The organism is Caballeronia terrestris, from assembly GCF_001544515.1.
Classification (GTDB): domain Bacteria; phylum Pseudomonadota; class Gammaproteobacteria; order Burkholderiales; family Burkholderiaceae; genus Caballeronia; species Caballeronia terrestris.
Genome location: NZ_FCOL02000073.1, coordinates 1 through 18,360, shown reverse-complemented (window position 1 = coordinate 18,360; position 18,360 = coordinate 1). Strand labels below are relative to the sequence as shown.

General features: G+C 61.5%; 19 protein-coding genes. 5 read left to right on the top strand and 14 right to left on the bottom strand.

All coding sequences use genetic code 11. The annotated features are described in order from the left end of the window. A partial coding sequence (locus AWB67_RS30155; protein WP_125477730.1) for a ClcB-like voltage-gated chloride channel protein occupies positions 1-1,023 on the top strand: 1,023 nt, incomplete at its 5' end. A 733-nt stretch (positions 1,024-1,756) separates the two neighbouring features. Beyond that, on the top strand, positions 1,757-3,097 hold the full coding sequence (locus AWB67_RS30150) for a hypothetical protein (protein ID WP_087659800.1): 1,341 nt from the start codon (positions 1,757-1,759) through the stop codon (positions 3,095-3,097). Positions 3,098-3,156: 59 nt separating this feature from the next. Here AWB67_RS30150 and AWB67_RS30145 read toward each other — a convergent pair whose 3' ends face one another. After that, positions 3,157-4,293 carry a hypothetical protein gene (locus AWB67_RS30145; RefSeq protein WP_087659799.1) on the bottom strand — a complete coding sequence of 379 codons (1,137 nt, stop codon included), beginning with the start codon at positions 4,291-4,293 and terminating at the stop codon, positions 3,157-3,159. 191 nt (positions 4,294-4,484) lie between these two features. Continuing rightward, positions 4,485-4,616, bottom strand: coding sequence for a hypothetical protein (locus AWB67_RS43045; RefSeq protein WP_268808121.1), 132 nt, complete (start codon positions 4,614-4,616; stop codon positions 4,485-4,487). Between the two features lie 71 nt (positions 4,617-4,687). On the opposite strand from AWB67_RS43045, the gene AWB67_RS42205 reads away from it, so the two are divergent. Further along, a complete protein-coding gene (locus tag AWB67_RS42205; RefSeq protein WP_235025411.1) occupies positions 4,688-4,900 on the top strand; it encodes a hypothetical protein in 213 nt (70 codons plus the stop codon). On the opposite strand, the gene AWB67_RS42200 is transcribed toward AWB67_RS42205, so the two are convergent. The 6 genes from AWB67_RS42200 to AWB67_RS30115 all read right to left on the bottom strand — a co-directional run bounded on the left by AWB67_RS42200 (position 4,887) and on the right by AWB67_RS30115 (position 9,655). After that, positions 4,887-5,099 (bottom strand): hypothetical protein, encoded by a 213-nt coding sequence (locus AWB67_RS42200; protein WP_235025410.1) that lies wholly within the window; start codon positions 5,097-5,099, stop codon positions 4,887-4,889. The two genes, AWB67_RS42205 and AWB67_RS42200, sit on opposite strands and share 14 nt — an antisense overlap. Before the next feature lie 59 nt (positions 5,100-5,158). Further along, a complete protein-coding gene (locus tag AWB67_RS42195) occupies positions 5,159-5,302 on the bottom strand; it encodes a hypothetical protein (RefSeq protein ID WP_235025409.1) in 144 nt (47 codons plus the stop codon). 412 nt (positions 5,303-5,714) lie between these two features. After that, positions 5,715-6,023, bottom strand: a complete 309-nt coding sequence (locus tag AWB67_RS30130) for a hypothetical protein (protein WP_062643788.1) — start codon at positions 6,021-6,023, stop codon at positions 5,715-5,717. A gap of 535 nt (positions 6,024-6,558) precedes the next feature. Further along, complete coding sequence (locus AWB67_RS30125; protein WP_062643791.1) at positions 6,559-7,713, bottom strand: PDDEXK nuclease domain-containing protein; 1,155 nt, start codon at positions 7,711-7,713, stop codon at positions 6,559-6,561. 457 nt (positions 7,714-8,170) lie between these two features. Beyond that, on the bottom strand, positions 8,171-9,061 hold the full coding sequence (locus AWB67_RS30120) for a hypothetical protein (RefSeq protein ID WP_087659803.1): 891 nt from the start codon (positions 9,059-9,061) through the stop codon (positions 8,171-8,173). A 150-nt stretch (positions 9,062-9,211) separates the two neighbouring features. Beyond that, positions 9,212-9,655, bottom strand: a complete 444-nt coding sequence (locus tag AWB67_RS30115) for an SET domain-containing protein (RefSeq protein WP_087659797.1) — start codon at positions 9,653-9,655, stop codon at positions 9,212-9,214. 72 nt (positions 9,656-9,727) lie between these two features. Here AWB67_RS30115 and AWB67_RS30110 point away from each other — a divergent pair, with 72 nt between their 5' ends. Beyond that, on the top strand, positions 9,728-9,949 hold the full coding sequence (locus AWB67_RS30110) for a hypothetical protein (RefSeq protein ID WP_235025408.1): 222 nt from the start codon (positions 9,728-9,730) through the stop codon (positions 9,947-9,949). Positions 9,950-10,032: 83 nt separating this feature from the next. Here the strand turns inward: AWB67_RS30110 and AWB67_RS30105 are convergent, their stop codons facing one another. From AWB67_RS30105 to AWB67_RS39880, 4 genes are all read right to left on the bottom strand, one after another. After that, positions 10,033-10,311, bottom strand: a complete 279-nt coding sequence (locus tag AWB67_RS30105) for an HU family DNA-binding protein (RefSeq protein ID WP_087659795.1) — start codon at positions 10,309-10,311, stop codon at positions 10,033-10,035. Positions 10,312-10,359: 48 nt separating this feature from the next. After that, a complete protein-coding gene (locus AWB67_RS30100; RefSeq protein WP_062643499.1) occupies positions 10,360-10,659 on the bottom strand; it encodes a YlcI/YnfO family protein in 300 nt (99 codons plus the stop codon). A gap of 88 nt (positions 10,660-10,747) precedes the next feature. Beyond that, a complete protein-coding gene (locus AWB67_RS30095) occupies positions 10,748-11,512 on the bottom strand; it encodes a DNA-binding protein (RefSeq protein ID WP_510183509.1) in 765 nt (254 codons plus the stop codon). A 917-nt stretch (positions 11,513-12,429) separates the two neighbouring features. Next, the gene (locus tag AWB67_RS39880; protein ID WP_125477729.1) at positions 12,430-12,726 is read right to left on the bottom strand and encodes a hypothetical protein; all 297 of its coding nucleotides are present in this window, start codon (positions 12,724-12,726) and stop codon (positions 12,430-12,432) included. Between AWB67_RS39880 and AWB67_RS30090 the strand changes: the two genes are divergently transcribed. Continuing rightward, positions 12,700-13,722, top strand: a complete 1,023-nt coding sequence (locus AWB67_RS30090) for an SDR family oxidoreductase (protein WP_087659802.1) — start codon at positions 12,700-12,702, stop codon at positions 13,720-13,722. The genes AWB67_RS39880 and AWB67_RS30090 overlap by 27 nt on opposite strands. 762 nt (positions 13,723-14,484) lie before the next feature. On the opposite strand, the gene AWB67_RS30085 is transcribed toward AWB67_RS30090, so the two are convergent. Together AWB67_RS30085 and AWB67_RS30080 are read right to left on the bottom strand one after the other, a co-directional pair. Continuing rightward, a complete protein-coding gene (locus AWB67_RS30085) occupies positions 14,485-14,913 on the bottom strand; it encodes a DUF29 domain-containing protein (protein WP_087659794.1) in 429 nt (142 codons plus the stop codon). Positions 14,914-15,022: 109 nt separating this feature from the next. Next, positions 15,023-17,146, bottom strand: coding sequence for an NHL repeat-containing protein (locus AWB67_RS30080; protein ID WP_235025407.1), 2,124 nt, complete (start codon positions 17,144-17,146; stop codon positions 15,023-15,025). Between the last annotated feature and the right edge of the window lie 1,214 nt (positions 17,147-18,360).

Here is an 18,360-nt window from a genome sequence, read left to right as displayed (position 1 = left end):
TTCGTCTTGCTCGGGCTCCTGTGCGGCGTGCTGGCTCCGCACTTCCTGCGCTTGCTCGCGGCATCGCGGAAACGCTTTTCGCTGCTGCCGCTGCCTTTGCCGATCCGGCTTGCATTGGGTGGGTTAATCGTCGGCGTGATCTCGATCTGGTGGCCCGAAGTCTGGGGCAACGGCTACGAAGTCGTGAACTCGCTGCTGCACCAGCCTTGGACGTCGACCGCCCTTCTCACCGTGCTCGTCTTCAAGATCATCGCGACGGCCGCGACGGCGGGCTCGGGTGCAGTCGGCGGTATCTTCACGCCGACGCTGTTCGTCGGCGCCGTGCTCGGGTGCCTGTTCGGCATCGCGACGCACACGATCTGGCCGCATTCGACCTCAGCGCCCTACGCCTATGCCATGGTTGGCATGGGCGCGTTCCTCGCCGCCGCCACGCACGCGCCGCTGATGGCGATCCTGATGATCTTCGAGATGACACTGTCGTATCAGGCCGTGCTGCCGCTGATGCTCTCGTGCGTGGTGGCGTATTTCATCGCGCGCGCGTCCGAGCAGACGTCGATGTACGAAGTCACCCTGCGTCGCACGCGCGAGGAAAAGGAGCGCCTGCGCCTCGCCGCCACGCAGATGCGCGAACTCGTGCGTCCCGCCGACACTGTCGTGCCGCTCACCGCGAACGTCAAAGAGATGACGCGCGTGTTTCTCGAATATCCGGTGAAATACCTCTATGTCATCGATGACATTGGCCATTTCCGTGGCGTGGTCGCGCTGCAGAACATCACCTTCGACCTGCTGGACGACCGAGGCTGCGACAAGAAAACGGCCGCCGACTATCTTCAGCCGCATTTCGACGCGCTGATGCCCGACATGGCGTTGGGCGAAGCGCTTCAACACTTCCTCGCGTTTCAGGGCGAACGTCTGCCCGTCATCGAAAACAACGCGCAGCCGCTGCTGCTGGGCGTCGTGTACAAAACATCTCTCCTCAATGCTTACTTCCGCCTGAACCGAAGTCCCGCCGCGGACCTGTGAGTAAAGCGCGATTGTTCAGTTTGGTCGGACCTGGCCGACTTTGGGCTACTTCATATTTTTGATGTCCGGGCAGAACGTTCGGGGTTAAGCGAACCAAAATCGAGATAGTTCAGGTTTAGGCGAACCACGGGTTCAGAGTTGGGTGGCCAGAGTGGCCTGCCGGGCACGTGTCACCGTCATTGCGTTCAGAATTAGCTCAATTCCAGCAGCAATGGAGCTACTGCCAGGATTTCGCTGAAGGTTGAACTTTTTTCGGTTAACCTTGAACTAGCACCGCGGTGCCGACGCGCTGAATGGTCGAGGGCAAGAAGAAATGGAGCAGTCAAGGGCGGCGGCGAAACTTCTGAGGGCCAGGCAAAACCGTCGGCACCCAGAGGCTTAGCTGATCGCAGCCCGCTCCGTCCCGAGTTTGAATGACTGAAATTCCCTGGTTTGAGACGCTTGTAATGACAAGCGTCGAGTGGCTGCGTTGGGTCGTAAGTGTGAATTCGCTGACCCAGTCAGTTGGGGTGCCGCGAGACACCAGCAATGTCCGAGGTCCGCTAGGCTGCCGACGTTGACCGCGACCATCATGAAAGTCCGCTAAGGCCGAGGACGCGACCGTCCCCCATCAGGACGCTGCGCTATCGGCTGTCGAGACGGCTTTCCAGCAGCTTTTCGCATTGCGGCAGCTGACCATCCCTCGCTTATAATCCGGAGTGAAACGTCAACGCGCCGCACTGGAGCTAAAGCTATGAGTCAGACCCGCGGGCGAAATGCGGGGTACCGAGAAAAGGTGAACAGCCGGCAGCCTCATCACCTGTCTAAACCCAATTTCTCCTCCCGCAACCGTACGTCCTCTCAGCCGCCTTCTAAAGAGCCCGCTGCGACGGCCTCCATCATCAAGACGCGGTCGTTTCAGTTTTTGGTCAATGCGGTCGGCGCTGAGAATATCGCGTTGGCGCTGGATTCCACTCTATCGCGTGTCGCGGAGCTTACGAAGGGCGAAAGATTCACGCCCGAGACTGCCTTTCACATGGAGACCACGCTCGGTCTGCCTCATGGGTTTTTCGATCAGCCCTACCCTGCTCTTTCGCCGGAACTCATTGCTCGCTTGAAATCGCCCCTCGAGTTTGTTCGAACGGACGACGACGTGGACGACGACGCCAAGACGCTGACGGCATCGGCACCGGCCGTTCCAGTCACACAAGAACAGTTGTTTGTTGCGGACGGTGCGTCCGAGGATGCAAAAATGCCATCTCAGAAAGCGAAGAACCCGCATAGCAATGCGAAGACCGGTCAAGCTCAACTGGGCAAGCAGACAACCGGCAAAGCCGCTGCAAAAACCGCTTCCGGTCGACGCGCAACAATCGAAGCAGCATCGCCCCAACAATTAAGCCTCCACGATGGCGCCACGATCGAGAGCATCCGACGCGCGAATCTTCATGTGCTCACAGGGCGCAACGGATCGAAAGCCAAGCTCGGTCTCGTCATGGGTATGACCGGATCCAACATGGCGCATCGACTGCACGGCAAGAAGCGCATGGACGAGGCAGAGGCGAACCGCTTTACGGAGCGGCTTGGTTTGCCAACGGGCTGGTTGGACCAGCCGCGTTCCGAAGCGGAAATTCCCGAGTTCGTCTCAGTTTTACTCGCGCCCGCGTCACGCGCTCGCGCGAGCGCTCAAGAGCAAGCGTCTCGCGCAACCACCATTGACGCCGGCGCACTGAACGTATCGGCTCCTACTCCGCGGGCAAGCGAGACGCCGTCCGCTACCTCTGAGAGTGAACAGGCCCCGGTTCTAACCGAGCCTCAGATCAGTAGTGTAAAGATGGCGGGGGCCTTCGCGACGAACGAGACCGAACAACCCGCGACAACCGATGCACACGCCGTGGAAGACGACGGTGACCGCGTACCGGCACGCGCACTCGCGAACGCTGAGTTTCCACCGGCTTCGGCAACAAGTCTGCAGGGTCTGGACGGTATCTCGCCAATAGCGGAAGCGCTGCTCAAGACGCTGGCGGGCAAAGCGCGCACCGGTCGGTTAGACGAGTTGACGGCACTCGAGCTACTACACAAAGCAGTAATGCTCTGACTGGGTCGCGCGTCGGCTTCAATGCAGCCGCCCGGTTCGTCGCGTCCGCAGTGCGGAGGTCAGGCCAGTTTTGTTGCGAGCACCTTCGCGATAAGCGAGGAAGGCGCTCCGACAAGTTGTCGCACACGAGCCTGCACGTCCGGCGCCTGAACGCCCGCTGCCGCCGCGGCCTTGACCGTCGCGTCGTAAGCGTCGAGCACATCGATAGGCGCTATCTCGTAACCGTAGCCGGCATCCATCCATCGCAAAGCGCACAGTCCGCAGGCCATTGCGAATGACGGCTGCTTCACTTCAAAATCGCGCGCCGCGCGCGTGAGCGTTTTGGGGTCTGTGGGGTGATTCTTCGCAAGCGAAAGCGCAATATCCAGCAAACCCGCGTCTTTCGCTGCGGCGAACCATTTGCCTAGCGAGCCAGGCTCCGATTCAATGAGGTCGGCAAGAATGCTTTGCGGCGCACGATCGGGATACTTCTTTGCGATTGCCCGAAAGGTCGCAAGGTAGGTCGCTGCCCGATTGGCAGCGAGCGCGTAGCGCTGATAAGCCTCCTCGGTCCTCCCACAGTCAAGAAGAATCGTCTCGCAACGCCGGGCGATGTCGCCTTCCGGGGCGTTGAGTCCACGGCTCGATTCCGCCAGACTGACCGCGTCGCCGGGGCGGCCGAGCGAAACGAGGGACTCGACCTCGAAGCGACCGGCCGCGTGTAATGCGCTCAAACACGGTATGGTCCCGACGAAAAATCCGTACTCGTCCGCCTGCACAACATGCCGGGTAAGCGGCAATAATTGGTCTGCCCATCGAGAAGCGAGCTCGGGCGTGACACATAATGTGCCCCAGTGTTCGCCCAGACTCTCGATGTACGGCATCTGATCCTCTTGTAACGCTTCGAACAGCCGTTCTAACCAGCGGTCCCGCACCGCTTGCGGCACGTCGGCTGCGGCGATCACCGGCACCAGCACATCGATTGCGCGATTGACGGCGCTGCCCAGAGCGCCCGAGGAACTGTCAACCTGCTCGAGTGCAGGCGACAATTTTTCGAGCAGCAGGACTGCGCCCTCTGCGCCCAGCACTGGGTCGACGCGTGCGGCAGAACGGATTTCAGATATCGCTTCTTTGATACGCTGGACCGGCAGCGCCGATCTCCACCCGAACGCCGAGCGTCTGAAGCGAGGCGCGAAAGTCCATTTATGTGCTGGCATGCGACTTCACCATAGGCCTAGTTGTCGGTGTGCCGGTGTGCGTCGACGGATATGCGCGGCAGGCGAAAGCTTGGCATAATCGGAGCGACACATGCTACCGCTCGCTTATGCCCTCATCGACTCGCCGTCGCACGAAGCGAAAACCGTCACGCGGCACGCTGGCGCATTACCGCGATCGCATCGTCGAGATTTTAGGTGAAGCGCGCGGTCAGCGCGTCATGATCCGCTCGATTCATCCCGATGGGCGCGAGCGACTGACGGCCGTCAAACTGGCCAATCTGCTTCCGCTTGAGAGCCAGTTGTTCTGATCCGGTCGCGTGCATTCGCCCACGCCTGAAGTCTCGAGACGCCAAGACGCGTTGACCGCGCCTTGAAGGCCTTACCGGTGGAGAACTTGACCGTCATCGCGGCGGCGATCTCGACAGCCTCGCCGGTCAAGGCGCGCGAAGCGATCGCGAAGCAGCGAGCGAACTCGTCGGCAGTATCGGACCGATCGGTCGTCCGTCGATCACGCGTCGGCAGCGGCAGTAACTTCCGGGGAAGACGCGAAGCTCAAGGCGATGCGCCTGGCGACGCCGGCTGCAAATATGCAATCAGCATCTCTTGACTTGCAACTCAGTCACCGCCTCGATGACCGACGGTTCGGTGTAGTCCCGTCCGACAAACGCTTTCAGGGTGAACCGATTGGAAACCGGGTAGTAACCCATTGGGGCCAGCGTGACGTGGCAATCCAGCGCGTCCACATCGGCCCGGACATCCCCAGTGGCTGCCCCGCGCGCCAAAGTCGCGGGCACCAAGTCGATCACGGGCGAAATCGCCTCGGTCAGTTTCGGCGACCGCTTGAGGTACCGCCCTTCATCTGGGATTACTTCCGGGCGAATCCGAGGGCGGCGGCAGGCTGCAGTCCCGCGAGGTCAAGGCTCACCTCATGACGGGCGAATTCCGCATACATCGTCTCGAGGACCGCGACGTACAGGCCTCCCTTGCTTTGGAAGTAGTAATAGAGCATCCGCTCGTTGCTATCCGCGGCCGTGGCAATGGCGTCGACGCGGGCCCCCGACAGTCCGCAGGTTGAAAACCGCTGTGTCGCCGCCCTCCAGGATGCACCGACGCGTGCTCCCGAGATCTCTTCTGGTTCTCGGCTCGTTCATGGTCGTCGCCTTCGGCGATGCTGGACACGTGGATTATGCGCGCGGCGCTCAAGGGTGGCCGTGGAGGCGTCCGGAGTCAGTTCCACGGTGCCGAAACTTATATTACAAAACTTTCAAGCGTGATAATTGTTATTATCACGCTTGCATTTAATGGCGGTGGCTTGCCACTGGCGACTAGCGTCGTCGGAGCGAGTCCATTCGGTAGTCCAGCGATCGTACTCATATGTACTACATATCGATTTTTCTAGTAACCGAATGGGCGCCACGAATCTACGCCACGCGGAGTTCGTCGCTCGCGCCGACGTCCACCTGTTTCTGTGCGAGCTCTTCGACGTCAAGCTCAAGTGCAGACAGCCGGGCAACTTGGACGGGAAGCAACGCGTAGGCGATGCGAAGCTCATGGAGGCGTGCCTTCCAGTAACGAACGCTTATCGGCAAGGGCGCTGATGCTGTACGTACTGCCGTCACCACTTCCCGTAAATGAGCGAGTTCACGGTCAGCTTCCAGAGAGGTCCGCTTGAGCACGCCAGGCGAAGTAGCGGGGACGTGATGTTTTCGGTCAACTGCGATTGTCTTCATACGCTGTGCATCTCCTGATCCATTGAGACCAGCGTATCGAGGCTCTCGAGAAGTCAAGGAAGGATGCGGGCGCGTAACGGCCTTGGAGCCTTGGCTGTGAACGATGGGGCCATGCCGGACTCACGCGAAGGCGTGAGCAGCGCAAGCGCTGCATCGGCCGATACCCTTCCTCTTTTTCAGGGCCCGGCGGCTTCCATGCGCGTGTGCAGCGCTCGCCCCACCAGCGAATCCGCATTGCGAATCAGGCGTCGCACGCAATCGTCCACCGCTGCCTTCGGCACCCGACCCGCGAGCGCCGCGGCAACGAGGGCATCTAGGCATCGACGACGTCAATTACCGGGATTTCGTAGCCGTAGCCGGCCTCCATCAATGCAGCGCGGACAGGGCACACTCCATCGCAAACTGCGCCTGCGTCGCCTCGTAATCTCGCGCCGCGCGGATGAGCGTTTTCGGATCGGTGGCGCTAGGCCGACCAAGAGACCAACGACTAATGCGTTGGGAGCAGCGAGCAGATGACAACTCTGCTATCGGTCTGTCAGTCCGGAGAGCGATCGCCTCCGTCGAGCAGAATGGGATGTTGCGCTTCCCATTCCCTACGGGTTTTCGCCAACTCCTCCGCGAGCAATTTTTCGTCGGGAAGCACTGTGTGGTACTCGGCAGCAAGCACCTTGTTGGGCAGGCCGTCGAGCGCATAGCGTGCGATTGCTTCGTTGGTTCTTGCACAAAGGATCAGGCCGACTGGCGGGTTTTCGCCCGGCAGTGTCCAGTGTTCCTTCGCGTAATTACAGTACATGTGCATCTGCCCGACATCCGCATGATTCAGCTCGGTCAGTTTGAGATCGATGATTACGAGACAGCGCAGTCGTCGATGGAAGAAGAGCAGATCTACACGAAACCAGCTGTCTCCGATGCGCAATCGCCGCTGCCGCCCTACGAACGTGAAGTCGCCGCCCAGCTCAAGCAAGAAGTCCTCGAGCCGGTGGATGAGGGCGTCTTCAAGGTCGCTTTCCGAATACTCGTCCTTCAAGTCAAGGAACTCGAGAACGTAAGGGTCTTTGATCGCTTCTTCGGGCTTCATCGTGTCGCCCGGAGCTGCGACGGCGCCCTTGGCGAGCACTGCGCGCTTATCGTTGGACATCAACGTGCGCGTGTAAAACTGACTGCCGATCTGGCGTTCGAGCTGTCTCACGCTCCATCCACCACGCAGCGCTTCGCCTTCGTAGAACGACCGCTCTTCCGGCGATCGCGTCCGTCGCATTAGTCGCACGTAATGGGTCCAGGACAACGGAAAACGTTCAGCCAACTGCTGGAGCGAGAATTTCCGAATCGGTGATTCGGATTTTGTTCGCGAGGCGCGGGTCGTAGATTTCCGAATCACCGATTCGGTAATCTCGCTCGGCGGATAGCTCTGGTAGAAGAGGCGCATCAGTTCCAGATTGTCAGCGCCGAAGCCCCTTCCAAACTGCTTCGTCAGATCCGCTGACAGGCGTTGCAAGAGCGCCTGCCCATACTCAGCTCGCCCCTGCCCGCCCTGCTCCGATTCGACGATCCGACGGCCGACCAACCAATAGGTCGCAGTCATCAGTGCATTGATGCTCCGCGCCGCGGCACCCCGGCCGTCTTCCAGGAGCGCGACCACATCGCTGAGCGTGTCCCTGTAGGCGCCTTCAGGCACGAGCACATCGGTCATCTTTTTTGTTTCCACGCGTCTCTTTGGAGGGGGAGCGAGCCAATCGGTCGTCAATGTTGAGTGTGCACAAAGCTGGAAAGCATACGCGATGAACGACCGTCGCACACCTCACGCCTCTTCTCGCTACACTTCGCCGGACGCGGCCATCCCGTACACCCGAGTCTCTCTAATTTTCTACCGCTATCTATTGCCTATCCTAGCGGACCTCGAACCGTTCGCTGGCTGGCACCGGTTCAAGTCCGTTCCCATGTGTGCGGCTGACCTCGTATTTTACGCGCAGCGCCCGCTGTCCGCGCCGCGCGGGTGATGGTCGCTCGGCGGGCGGACAAAGGAAGTTCGTCGGAGGCGCTTCGAGATCCAGCCGAAGGCAGCACGGTACGAAAGTCAGCGAACTCACCTGTTACGAAGGCCGCTGGCTCGCAAGTGAAGGTCATGCCGGTGAAGCGAGCGGATGCGGTCATCGATGCTGCACTTTCCGTGTTGCCATGTATGCGTCAAACAGACCCGTATGCAACCAGCTGAGTTCTTCGCGTAAGCTCACCAATTCGTGCTGGTCGCCTTCATGTTCGCGACGCAAAATCTCCCCGAGCAAGGCCGTGGCACGCGACGCAGGTAGCTCTCGCTGCACGCGCGCTTCGCCCAGCCGGCTCGCGAGCGCTGGCTTGACGACCAGTAGCCAGGCCGGAAACCAAACATAGTCCTCGATTTCGCCTGTGCCGGGAAACTCAGCATCGAAGCGCCGACGCAGCGCATCCAGCAAAGCGTCCCGTAGCGCGGCCATCAAAGCGGCGAATCGTGACGGTGCCAGCCACGCCAATTCTGCGAATAGCGGCCAAGCCGCATCGAGACCGGCCCCTCGATAGCGCGCTTCGGTCATCCAGGCGAGTGGCGACGGGATGCGCCACCACGATTCGATCGTGTTGACGGCGTCAGTGGCCGCCGCCCAGTCCCCCGCGCGGAGCCATAGCGGCGCGGCGTGGCTTTCGGTGTGGCTCCTGCAAAAGACCAGCGGTGCAGCGCGCTCGGCGAGCGAGCGCCAGCACGGTGTCGACCACGCATGAGCGTCCTGTGCAGGCATCACCCGTTGGGCGGCAGGCGTCACTTCATCCTCAAGGTGTCGGCGGACTGCGGTTAGCTCCGCGTGGTCGGTCAGTGGAAGGCTTGAGCCATTCTCGAGTTCGCGAACGAGCACCGTCATCGCAGGCAGCGCGCTGTCTTCAGGGTATTCGCTGGCGAGCTGCGTAAGTGAGGCGCGCGCGTCCACCGCATGGCGACGCTGCAATTGCTCCACGACGTCATTGCGCAGTACCACGTCGCGGCTGTCGGCAAATATATCAAGCTGTTGCATGCTTTGCTGCATCGTCGTCGCACTTAGAAATGTCGTCGATGAAGAACGATCAGGCTAATTCATCTCAACGCGTCGAGGAAGCGGTTGCCGGCGCTTTCGACAGCCCTTTCATGAAACACCTGGTGCCGGGTGCGCCTCACAACAGGTACGCTACCGACGCGCATCCAGCATCGTACCTCGACAGCGGCGAGCGCCGCATCGACATGCGTAAAGGCGCTTGAGCGCGGCTGTTCGGCGCCCTTCGACATCAAGCGCATAGTCGATGAAGATCTCCGGGCCCTCTTCAATCTTGCGTGTCGCCCGGATGAAGATCCGGTCGCCGTCCTGTTCGGCTTCGCAGTTAGGCGCGCAACTGTGATTAATCCAGCGCGCGGAGTTGCCGCCTTGTGCACCATCAATCATGCGTCCGTCGTCGAGCCCGAAGAAGAAGGTGTGCCCGTTTTCAGCGGCCGACCGTTCATACCGGCGCTGCGCCTCTTTCGCCGAGATGATCTCGCCTTTGTACTCGAGGATCGGATCACCAACGGAGAGAGTCGCTGCGGCGAACACACCGCGACCATGAATGGGCGAGTGACGGACTGCAATGCGGCGCATGGTTGAGACTCTGGCGTGAGAAGGAACGAAGAATCTGCCTTGGTGTGACGACAGGCATAATCGCATCATCGCATGTCAACCTGTCAAGAAATGCCCGCTCTGCCTCGTCGCACGAAACTCAAACGCAAGCCGGCGCGCGGCACCCTGGTGCGCTATGACGGCCGGATCGCGGAAGTTCTGGGCGAAGCCCGCGGGCAACGCGTCATGATTCGCTCCATTCACCCGGACGGACAGGAGCGCCGCACCGCGGTGAAATGGGTGAACCTCATACCGCTCGAGACTCAGCTTTTCTGACTAGGTCGGGACCCGTCGAACGAGTGATGCGACGGCAAACCACCCGCCTGCGGCCGTCGCGCGCCACCCGATCGTTGCTGCGCTCACGCCTGATTGACGGCGTCTTTGAAGCCTTTCCCGGCGGTGAACTTTACCGTCTTGGCCGCGGCGATATCAATGGCCTCACCGGTCTGCGGATTGCGCCCGGTCCGCGCGGCGCGTTCGCCGGTCCCGAACGATCCAAAGCCGATCAGCTGAACGGTGTCGCCTGCAGCCACCGTTTTCGAAATCGTCTCAAACACCGCATTGATCGCCTCTTCGGCGGCGGTCTTGCTCGTTCCCGACTGCGACGCAACCGCGTCAATCAGTTCCTGCTTGTTCATTGGCGTCTCTCCCTCTCTATTGAAAACGAACGCGATCTTACCGAACCGCTACGACGACGCGGAACCGCGGCTGCTATGAGGCAGATCGACCGCATCCAGGTCGAACAGATCCGAGGTCGTGCTGTGTGTGGACAGCAGCTCGGGCAAATCGCCCTTTCGAACCTTGGCCAGGGTGTCCGGCGACAGCCAGATTTCTTCCATCGCGTCGAGGCCTCCCTCGATCATCCGCTGCAAGAAGAAGGATTGCTTGCGCCCCGTGGCCTCGGCCAGCACGCGCAACCGCTGTTCGATGACGGGGTCGATGCGCACCGCCACGACCCGCAACTTGTTCTCTGCTGATCTTCTCATCCGTTTGCTCCTTTAGACCGTCGGCGCGACAGACGCACTGGCCGGCCGTGAACTGCTCGCCACTCTCTGGCGCCTACGCGGTCATTATCTACGTGCGAGCTTTCGCTCTCGACGTTTTGCCAACGGCTGCCTTTCGGGCCGCTCGCCTGACGGGCGGACCGGAGGCTGCGGCGGGCATGCGCCGCGTCGGGGAGCGCGTCGTCCCGCGCAGCGTCTTCAACTGCTCCTGAAGTGACTCGTGTGCCGCTTCAATCGCGGCGAGCTTGCCTTGCAGCACGCCGGCCTGATGGCGGGCATCGCCCTGCTGCGCCTGCAGCGCCTCGACAGTGCGACGATGCTCAGCCTCTCGCTTATCGGCGCGTTTGCCTGCCTCGGCCAATTCCTTCTGAGCCTTGGTCACCGCGCTGCGTTCCCGATCGATCTCCAATAGCGCGCGCTTTTCCGTTGCGCGTAAGCGCTCCTCCGCACGACCCGCCGTCTCCCGGAGTTTTTCCAGATCACGCGAGAAGGTGTGGCGCACCGTCTCGAGTTCTCGCTCGCGCACGAGCGCCTGTTCACCGAGACGCTTGATCTCCGCCTCAAGCGCTTTACGCGTCGCGGCCTCTTCAGCCTGCTGCCGCTCCAGCTCCCGGATCTCGACCTGGGCCGCCAGCAACGCCGCGGTGCGCTGCTCGAGCGCCGTCTCGGTCCGACCCAACTCCTCGCGCGCCGCGGCCACTTTCTGTTCCGCCTTGGCGCGCTGCGCTTCGACCTCGTCGCGCAGCGCAGTCAGTTCAGCCTGCGCGGAGGTCGTCGCTCGCGTCCACAGGGCCCCGATCAGCTCGCCCGCGGCGTCGCTCAGATCCGTCGGCAGATCCGGATGCTCGATACGGGGTAGTCGTACCTTTCGTGCAAATTCTGGCGGTTTGTTTCGAAAATTCCTTTCTGATCAATGGCTTGCAAGATTCAGCTTCGACGAGATATCAGAGCCCGGCAGCGCCTTACTGGATAAGGGTTTGCGCTAACTCACGCCAGAATTTGCACGAAAGGTACGAACACCCCAATGGGTGAGCCTCACGGCGTGACTCAGCGTAGGCCGAACGAAGCGGCTGCCCCCGGCCAACATTTCTCCGACGCACGCGGTGAGGGGTTCGCCGCTCACGCAGATCGCGACCTCGAACGGGCGGGGCCTGTTGACCACCCTTCGATGATTGCCTGCCAGTCCCAGTGCACCTATTCGCGGTTTGGCCAGCAGTTGTCGGCCGCGCACGCCTCGGAACTCAATGATCGGGCCCGGACCGCGCCTTCATCCTCCAATTCCTGTAACGCGCCCGGCGACTGAGAGTACGTGCGTTCTCGTGCGCGCGCCGTCAACCTCGTTCAGTTCCGGCGCCCGGGTCGGCCCGGAGCGCACGCTGCGGGATTTTGAGCGCCCTCCGCCACGGCAACTCTCTAGATGTCCGCAAATGAAGGGGTGGATAGCTCTATCTACCCCTTCATCTTCATGTCCGAACGGGTACATGTCGGCCGCTCCCCGTCCGGGAGCAGCGTCGGGCGCTCGCCTTGGGCAAAAACTTCGCGCCCCATGCGGGACAAGTCGTATTAGCACGCGTGCGCCTAATGCTGCTTGGCTCGGAACCGCAGAAAGCGTCGTGGCGGCGTTTGACCGGCAGCAAAGGTTAAAGCTCCGCGCGCTGCGCCCGCGACTTGGCCGTTGTTGACAGAGCGCGGAACTCCGGAATTCTTATCAGGTATTCGTTTAATGGGGAAGGCTCACGCGGCCAAGCCCCTTCAGGCGGACAACGCGATCCGCAGGTCCCAATTCTCACTTTTACAATGCGCCGCCCCTTGTATGGGCGCCGAGAAACCGGCCGCGGGGAGATCGACGTCTCGAACGCTGGCAATTGCGATGTGCCCCAACCGGTCCGGATAACTAGGACGGAATTCTTTACGCAAAGAGCGCGCGACATGCTGCGCTTCCAATAGCGAGGAACTGGCACGTCCGATCAGGTACAGGCGATGCTGCTTGTCGAGCACATTCCACTGCCGGAACTCACCGATATGCGACTCAAACTGAAACCCCTGCATCAGCAAGTGATCGTGATCACCGGCGCGACGAGCGGCATCGGTCTCGTGACCGCTCGTTTCGCCGCTCGGAAGGGCGCGAGGCTGATGTTGATCGCCCGGGACGAACGCGCGCTCAAGAAGGTCGCGAATGAACTGTCAGCGCGCGGCGCGTTCGTCGCGTACGCCGCCGCCGACGTCGGTGATGAGGTAGCGCTTGAACGCGCCGCCGACGCCGCCGTCAAGCACTTCGGCGGGTTCGATACGTGGGTCAACAACGCGGGCGGCTCGGTCTACGGGTTCAGCGAGGAGGTGCCGCTCGAAGATCAGCGCAAGCTCTTCGAGACGAACTTTTGGGGCGTCGTGCACGGCTCACTGATCGCCGTACGACACTTGAAAAAACGTGGCGGCGGCGCGCTGATCAATCTAGGAAGCGAACTGTCCGATGTCGCGGTGCCGCTGCAAGGCTCGTATGTCGCGTCGAAACATGCAGTAAAGGGCTATACCGACACTCTTCGCCTCGAACTGATCAATGAAGGCGCGCCGGTCTCGGTAACGCTCATTAAACCCGCCGGCATCGATACGCTCTTTGTCCAGCACGCGCGCAACCATCTCGACGTCGAGCCGAAGCTGCCGCCGCCGGTCTACGCGCCGGACATCGTCGCAAAGGCGATCCTGCATGCGGCGACGCGTCCCGAACGCGAAATCTACGTCGGTGGGGCCTCGCGCGGCACGGTAGCGTTTGGACGCGCGGCGCCGGACCTTTTTGACCGCTTCATGGGCAAGCTCGGCGTGGCGGCGCAGGTGACGAAGGAGCCGAAACGCAACGGCGACGCGCTTTACAAAGGCGCAGGAAGCCTGCTCGAACGCTCGGGCAAAAATGGTCCGGTACTAGAATCAAGTCTTTACACGAGAGCAAGGCTGAATCAGCGCGCGACGGCCGGAGTGATGCTCGCGGGCGCGGCCGCGCTGCTAATCGCATCGATGGCCAAGCGGTATGTCAACCAGAGGCGCGTGTAGGTCGCGTCGACCAGGTCTTGTTTGTTTATCAAACCCCGTTCCTCTCTGTTGCAAACCAACGCGATCTTGCCCGAACCGCTAAGAATCCCAACGCTACTCCTTCTACGGTGCCGGATCACTGGCACCGTGTTCGAACAGATCCGAGGTCGTGCGGTGCTCATCCTGGAGATCTAGCAAAGCACCACTTCGAATTCCCCTCTTCTGGACGCTCGCAAGTCAGCTCGGGCTCACCAAGACGCCAAGGTTACGTTCGGCTCTTCGTCCCCGCCGTTTTCCCAGCGGTCACCTTGCGCGCTGCGACCACCTCGGCGCGACCCGCTTCGACGTCGTCACGAAGCGACGGAGCGAAAGGTCGTCGCCGCGCGCGAGGAACTCGGTCGGATCGAGACGGCGCTCGAACAACGCACCGCGGCGTTGCTAGCAGCGCAGGTAGAAATTCGGGAGTTGGTCGATGCGCACCCGACTCTTCTGTCGTAGCTCCGCCGGGACTCGCTTAGCACCGACGCCGACGTGCTCATGGGTGCCGCGCCGAACCAGGTTGTGGAGGCGATTGGAGGGACGCCGAAGCGGAAAAAAACAGCGCGCAGACTTCGCGATAGAGTGCGGGCGATCCAGGGAGCCCATACGCCACGATTTTCAGTCTTCTGGAAACCAGCGGATGCCTTTTGGGGACAATCCAACGTCACGTTAATCACAGGCTTATGCACCATTTCTGTGGATAACTCGAGCCAGCTGCCTCGCGGAAGCGGTTGTCTCATGCCTTTAAATCCCTTCGATGGATAGCGTCATCGCCTCTTCGAAGGTCCAGGGGCATTCGTCCGGCAGCGGAGAAACTTCGATAGCTGCCAGCCGGCGCGCGTCGGAATAGGCCAAGCTCATGATCTGGGGCAAGCGGTCGCCTAGGCTCGGGCTGCATCCGAGCACGACCTCGATCATGGTGCGTTCCTCGACGATGGCGGCATAGGCGCTCGGAAAGCGGCGCTCGGGCAGATAGAACCACTTCAGCAGGTGTTCGAGCAGCCGCTGCGCGTGCGAGCACAGCCTCGCCCGCTCCGTGCGGCCCATGCTCTCGATTTCCTCGGCGAGGTTCTCGATATCAGCTTCGTCGAGCTTGCCCTCGCGCAGCAGCTTGCCCTGCTCCTCAGTCCAGAGAACCAAGTCCTGATCGTAAATCTCGCTGGTCTTGCTCATCTGAGCCTCCGGCTGATTCCGGTCCCGAATTATCACCGGAAAGACCGCCGGCAACGCACGTTGATCATCTGAGGCTGCATCGCCGGAGATCTGCGCGCGAGCCTGTAACCTAGATTTGGGGTCCCTCGCGTGAGCGCAACACGAGTTTCAGTACACTGTTGGACGACGTCACGCCGAGGGTATCGTCGTGACCGGCGAGCGTCACCCCGAGCGGCATACTCAGACGCCCTGGCAAACAGCCCAGTCGGATGCCCTGTTGCTGTGCTACGCCGGCTACCGTAGTAACCACTCCCGCCGCCGTGATCTTGCGAATGGTGCCATTGCCAAAATCCGCCACATAAAGATTGCCAACGTGGTCCGCCGCGATGTCATGCGGCGCATAGAACTGGGCGGCCGCCCCGCTGCCGTCAGCACTGCCGCTCACACCGGCGGTGCCGGCCAGCGTGGTGACGAAGCCCGACGGGGTGATCTTCCGGATGGTATGGTTGCCCGAATCCGCCACATACACATTGCCCGCGCGGTCTGCCGCTATGCCGACCGGATAACTGAACCGTGCGGCAGTACCGCTTCCGTCGGCACTGCCGTCGACGCCGGGGGTGCCGGCCAGCGTTGTAACCATGCCCGCCGCCGTGATCTTGCGGATCGTATGGCTGCTTTTGTCCGCCACATACAGGTTACCCGCACGGTCCGCGGCGATACCGCTCGGAATATGGAACTGTGCCGCCGCCCCGCTCCCGTCGGCGATACCGCTCACGCCGGCGGTCCCGGCCAGCGTGGTGACGACGCCCGCCGGGGTGATCTTCCGGATGGTATTGTTGCCCGAATCCGCCACATACACATTGCCCGCGCGGTCCGCCGCGATGCCGAACGGATAACTGAACCGCGCGGCAGCACCGCTTCCGTCGGCAGCACCCGAGACGCCGGGGGTGCCGGCCAACGTGGTGACCACGCCGGCCGCCGTGATTTTGCGGATCGACGAGTTGTTCGTATCCGCCACATACAAGTTCCCCGCGCGGTCTGCCGCAATGCCTGCCGGAAAATTGAACTCGGCGGCGGCCCCGCTGCCGTCGGCGTGACCGGTCACGACCGGGTCGCCCGCCAGCGTAGTGACCGCGCCCGCTGCCGTGATCTTGCGGATCGTGAAGTTGCTGGTATCCGCCACATACACGTGCCCCGCATAATCCGCCGCGATGCCGATTGGATAATTGAACCGCGCGGCCGCCCCGTTGCCGTCGGCGTGACCAACCACGCCCGGTCTGCCCGCCAGCGTGGTGACCGCGCCCGCCGCTGTGATCTTGCGGACGGTGTAGTTGTTCGTATCCGCCACATGTACGTTGCCCGCATCGTCCGCCGCGATGCCTGTCGGACCATCGAATTGCGCGGCAGCCCCGCTGCCGTCGCCTCTCCCGGCTACACCGGCGGTCCCGGCCAGCGTGGTGACGACGCCCGCCGGGGTGATCTTCCGGATGGTATTGTTGCCCGAATCCGCCACATACAGATTGCCCGCGGCATCCGCCCCGATTCCCCGCAGACCGGAGAACCGCCCGGCCGCCCCGCTGCCGTCGGCGTACCCCCACATGCCGGCAGTGCCGGCCAGCGTGGTGACGACGCCCGCCGGGGTGATCTTCCGGATGGTGCTTCCCGAATCCGTCACATACACGTTGCCCGCAGAGTCCGTCGCGATCCCCTGCGGATAATTGAACCGCGCGGCCGCCCCGCTGCCATCGGCACTACCGGTCACGCCGGCGGTGCCGGCCAGCGTAGTGACCACGCCGGCCGGCGTAATCTTGCGAACAATGTGGTTGGCGGTATCCGCCACATACAAATTACCCGCAGGCTCCGCCGCGATGGCCTGCGGAAGATTGAACTGCGCGGCCGCCCCGCTGCCATCGGCACTACCGGTCACGCCGGCAGTGCCGGCCAGCGTAGTGACCACGCCGGCCGGCGTAATCTTGCGAACAATGTGGTTGCCGGTATCCGCCACATACAGATTGCCCGCGGAGTCCGCCGCGATGCTTTGGGGAGAACCGAACCGCGCAACGACTCCTGTCCCGTCCAGCGACCCCGTCCCACCGATTCTGCCCGCGACTATAAACAACCCGATGTCTTTTTCGCTTGGCTTCTTGCTGAAAGCGGCCACGCTTTCGTCTCGCGACACCGGTGTATTGGCGGCCTCGTTGCCGCCGCCGCACGACGCGACGCTAACGCAGAAGGACAGAAACCAAGTGATCAAACAGCATGTCGCGAGAGCGCGCCTTGATTGCCGCATTTCCGTCACCTTCTTGTTCCGTTGGAAAGACAAAAATCGACGATCCGAGCAAGCAGCATTCGCGCTTGATCGCGTTTGGCATACGGTGTGGAAACAGGCCCATTCGGACAAGAAAACGAAGCCTTACTGGGAGTAGACCTAGTCTTTAAGGGACTATAGGCGAGCGGGATTGAGTTTCAATTAATCAGGACTACGTATGACTTTAAATTCGAGAATTATAAGCCTGAGTATAGTCGATTGGCAGGGAATTGAAAGGTAAACTCCCGGAAGCCACCGCCGCTTGTCCGGGCGGCCGCATTGTCTCTCGCTGGAGGCTGGATAGGTGATGTACGTCGCCAAGGCCTCGTGCCAGGACTCGTCGGCGATGCTGAGGTGAGAGGGGACTAACAAGTTCAACGGTACGGATAACCAGTACACATCGACTTCGCGAATCAGGCCCCGCTCAGTAAGTGAATGGGCGACCAGTCGAAGCGTCGATGTCTTGCTGGCGCCGGCGTAAGCTTTCACTTGGAGGCGGCCGACGGTCCCTCTCGGCCGGGGTTCTGAACGGGCTGCCCACAGATAGAACACTCGAGGAAGGAGCGCGCCGACTTCTCATCCTGCACACCGTCGATCACCCGGACATCGTGAAGATCGAAGAAAAAGGTATGTCCGTCTTCCGCGGCCGATCGCTAGCATCGGCGCTGCGCTTCTTTCCAGGGCAGTCCCTTTCCCTTGTACTCGAGCAGTGTGCGCCGGCACGGATCCGGGTGACCGCAAAAACGCCTCGTCCGTGAACGACGGACGAACGAACAACGATGCGTCGCATGACCCTTCGCTCTTTTGTCGCTGTATCGTGACAATCTAACAATGATGTGGCGTCGGCGTCGCACGTTGCCATAATGCGATTGACGCAGCCGCTCCCATCCGCTTATGCCCTCTCCGACCGGTCGCCACCGCATGAATCGAAAGCCGCCGCGCCGCACCGTCGCGCGCTATCACGATCGCACCGTCGAAGTGCTGGGCGAAGCGCGCGGACAGCGCGTCATGATCCGGTCCATTCACTGTTGAAAACGTAACCGATCTTGCCGAACTGCGAACAATAACCCCGGGGCTGATCGGGAGCTATCGTTGAATCTGGTGTATGCGGCGTAGGGAAGCAGGAGAAGGCGGTGGCGATTGAAGGAGAATGTTGCTTA